The 660-nt window shown below is 72.4% G+C and carries 1 protein-coding gene; it reads right to left on the bottom strand.

The genetic code is table 11. The annotated features are described in order from the left end of the window. Nucleotides 1-61: 61 nt before the first annotated feature. Nucleotides 62-660: MFS transporter (locus E4099_RS32635; RefSeq protein ID WP_135342677.1), on the bottom strand; the 599-nt coding region annotated here is incomplete at its 5' end.

Genomic DNA, 660 nt, shown 5'->3' with positions numbered 1-660 from the left:
GGGCGCCAGGGGTGGGGCGCGAGGAGTACGGGCCCGATGAGGGCCTGGGAGTGGCGGGTTGTCAGGCCGGCTGTTCGGTCGGGGTGCCGATGCGGCGGTCGCGCCCCGCGCCGAGGCCCAGCAGGGCCAGCGCTCCGCACACCGCCAGCATCAGCACGATGGGCAGGTTCCAGTCGCCGGTCGCCTGGTGGACCGCGCCCAGTGTCAACGGGCCCGCAGCGGCCAGCAGATAACCCCAGGTCTGCGCCATTCCGGAGAGCCGGGCGGCGGTGTGGGCGTCACTGGTGCGCAACACCATCATGGTCAGCGCCAGGCCCACGGTGCCGCCCTGACCGACGCCGATCAGCGCCGCCCACAGCCAGGCACCCGCCACCGGGGCCAGCAGCAGCCCGACGGTCCCGGAGGCCAGCAGCAGGCTGACCACCACCGCCAGCAGCCGCTGCCTCCGCATCCGTCCGGCCAGCAGCGGCACCACGAAGGATCCGGCCATCTGGGTCAGGGTGCTGAACGCGAAGACCAGTCCGGCGGTGCCCTTGCTCATTCCGTGGTCGGTGAAGATGGTCGGCATCCAGGCGATGGCCACGTAGGCGAGCATCGACTGGAGGCCCATGAAGAGCGTCACCTGCCAGGCGAGGGCGGAGCGGGCGAGGCGAAGAGGGG

Origin of the sequence: Streptomyces palmae (genome assembly GCF_004684805.1) — a bacterium.
GTDB classification, from domain to species: domain Bacteria; phylum Actinomycetota; class Actinomycetes; order Streptomycetales; family Streptomycetaceae; genus Streptomyces; species Streptomyces palmae.
Note: the sequence above shows the minus strand (reverse complement) of the source record. Positions and strands in the feature narration are given on the sequence as shown.